Below are 1,395 nucleotides of genomic sequence, written 5' to 3'. Positions count from 1 at the left end.
TGAGATGGGATGGTTGCCGCCCTCCCCAGACGGCATCGTAATGTGCCAAGAACGCAGTGTTTGAACCCCGAAGCGAAGAGGACGGCAAATTGATGGATACGGTGATCGGAGTGGATCTAGCCAAGAATGTGTTTCAGCTCCACGGGGCGTCAATGGCGGGACACTTGAAATTTCGAAAGAAACTGTCGCGGCTTCAGTTTCGGAAGTTCATGGCGGGCCACCCATCGGCAGTGGTGGTGATGGAAGCCTGTGGCAGCGCCCACTATTGGGCACGGGAGATGGTCAAGCTCGGCCATGAAGTGAAACTGATCGCTCCGCAATATGTGAAGCCTTTTGTGAAACGCCAAAAGAACGACGCGGCTGATGCCGAAGCAATCGTGATCGCGGCACAGCGCCCCGAGATGCGCTTCGTCGAGCCGAAATCGGAAGAACAGCAGGCCAGGGCAGTGCTCTTTCGGGCTCGGAAGCGCCTTGTTCATCAGCGCACCGATCTGGTGAATGCGCTGCGTTCTGTTCTCTACGAATTCGGCCATATCATCCCGCAAGGAATCGAACAACTTAAACGCATTGACGCAATCCTCGAAGATCCGAACAGCGATCTACCAGAACTGGTCCGCGAGGAATGTCGGAGTCTCATTGATCAGATCGCCTACAAGACGGAGCGGATCGATGCCAAGGCAGAGCAGCTCAAGAAGTTGGCGACGCGGACGGTCACGGCGCAGCGGCTGCAGACAATGCCGGGGGTCGGCCCGCTGACCGCACTCGCGATCGAGGCTTTCGCGCCCGACATGGCGGCCTTTCGACGTGGCCGAGACTTCGCGGCTTGGCTCGGCTTGGTCCCACGGCAACATTCCTCAGGGGGAAAGGAAAGGCTCGGACGCGTTTCGAAGGAAGGACAGGCGGACATTCGCCAGTTGCTCATCGTTGGGGCGATGTCGCGGCTGAACTGGCTCGGGCGCAAGTCGATCCCTAGCGGATCCTGGCTGGCGCAGATGCTGGCGAGGAAGCCGCGCATGCTTGTGGCGATCGCCTTGGCGAACAAGATGGCTCGGACGATTTGGGCCATGCTCACCCGGAAGGAGGATTATCGGAACCCAGCGCAGGCAGTGACGGCATGACTGCATGCAGCACGAAATAGCCTGACGTTGGCGAAGGGGGTGTGAGAAGGCGACGACCCGAATGGGCGCAACGATCGAACAGATCTGGATCAGGAAACCAGCTAGAGCCAAAGAGCCGACGTGCTCGGAGATGAGAATTGGACCTGGTCCGCGGATCACCATACCGGCCAGCGGCTTCTGAAAATGCCGTAAAGGAAGGCCTGACAGAAGACCGCACTCGATCACACGCCAAAGGGTCAGAAACTTCTTGCATTGCGGGCGGCAACCACAGAAGGCT

The 1,395-nt window shown here is 58.6% G+C and carries 1 protein-coding gene; it reads left to right on the top strand.

From position 1 onward, the window contains the following. Window positions 1-92 precede the first annotated feature (92 nt). Window positions 93-1,118, top strand: a complete 1,026-nt coding sequence (locus tag RPS27_RS08715) for an IS110 family transposase (RefSeq protein WP_164934317.1) — start codon at window positions 93-95, stop codon at window positions 1,116-1,118. The last annotated feature ends 277 nt before the right edge of the window (window positions 1,119-1,395 follow it).

The organism is Bradyrhizobium sp. WYCCWR 12699, assembly GCF_032144035.1.
Classification (GTDB): Bacteria; Pseudomonadota; Alphaproteobacteria; order Rhizobiales; family Xanthobacteraceae; genus Bradyrhizobium.
Note: the sequence above shows the minus strand (reverse complement) of the source record. Positions and strands in the feature narration are given on the sequence as shown.

Bases quoted from the DNA above. Each gene is read 5' to 3' on its own strand.
- RPS27_RS08715 (WP_164934317.1), top strand. From the start codon at position 93: ATGGATACGGTGATCGGAGTGGATCTAGCCAAGAATGTGTTTCAGCTC.